Source organism: Methylibium sp. T29-B, assembly GCF_000576225.1.
In the GTDB taxonomy this organism is placed as follows: Bacteria; Pseudomonadota; Gammaproteobacteria; order Burkholderiales; family Burkholderiaceae_C; genus Methylibium; species Methylibium petroleiphilum.
Genome location: NZ_AZSN01000360.1, coordinates 1 through 1,170, shown reverse-complemented (window position 1 = coordinate 1,170; position 1,170 = coordinate 1). Strand labels below are relative to the sequence as shown.

Here is a 1,170-nt window from a genome sequence, read left to right as displayed (position 1 = left end):
CGCAGTTGATCGACACCATCGGCTGCTCGTGCCGGCGGCTGACCGAATGCAGCGCCCGTGCGAAACGCTCCTTGCCGACGCCGCTCTCGCCGCGGAACAGCACGGTGGAGTCGGTCACACCGACACGGCGGACCAGGTTGGCCACCGCGTTGAAGCCGGCCGAGGTGCCGACGAAGTCGTCGAACTCGCCCGGGACGCAGACCTTGGCCGGCGCACTGCGGGTCGGCCGGGCCTTCGGTGGCGTGCGCACGAAGGACTCGATCTTCAGGAAGTTGGTCTCGTGCTCGCTCAGGTCGTCCCAGGCGGCGAGCGGGCGACCGACCACGCGGCAGCGCTCGTGGCCCATCGCCACGCACTCGATCTCGCGCCACAGCACCGGTTGCCCGAGGATGGCGGTGCAGCAGCCGCTCGCATAGCCCACCATCATCCAGCAGGCCGGTTCGCCGAACACGCCGCAGTGCTTGAGGTGGGCTTCGGCCTCCCAGGAGGAGGTCCAGTAGTAGTCGCCCCAGAACTCGCCGCCTTCGAGGTCGAACTGCATCGCGTCGATCGGCTGGTTGCGCACGAAGCCTTCGATCTCGCGCAGGCGCGGGCCGAGCTCGAGCATGCGGTCACGGTCCGTGCCGCACAGGGCGCGCAGGCGCTGGCCGTCCTCGAAGCCCTGCTGGTAGCCGAGCCGCGTGAACAGCTCGCGCGCCTTGCCGGTGCCCAGCTGTTCGATGAGCTCGCGCCGCAGCTCGGCGAACGACGACGCGTGCATCAGCAGCATGCGCTGCTCGAACAGCACGATGTGGCCGGCGTCGGGCGAGAAACGCAGGTGCTCGGTGAGCGTACGGTCGTCCGGTCCGTCGGCGCGGACCGTCGCCGATGGCGCCGCGTGGGTGGTGGGGGGCATGCTGTCTCCTCGGTCCGGTCGGGGCCGGCCTGTTCGTCAAAAGCGGCAATCCGCATTTTCTCGTTGTCGCAAATGATGAATCTGCGACCCCGGTCCGGAACCTCGGGTTTCCACGAGTTCGTCAAAAAACCGCAAGCGAATCAAGGACTTGAGAGCCCGTGCTGGCATGGCACCGCGCTTGCAATTCTTCGTGTCCTGAACCGGCCGCAAGTGTCGGGCCGAGCATGGAGACCCGCAGTGACGAACGATGGATGGTTGGAGGTGACGGTGGCCGG

At 67.8% G+C, this 1,170-nt stretch carries 1 protein-coding gene; it reads right to left on the bottom strand.

Annotated elements, in window-relative coordinates; translation table 11 throughout:
- A partial coding sequence (locus tag Y694_RS21925; RefSeq protein ID WP_036236744.1) for a XylR N-terminal domain-containing protein occupies window positions 1–895 on the bottom strand: 895 nt, incomplete at its 3' end.
- Between the last annotated feature and the right edge of the window lie 275 nt (window positions 896–1,170).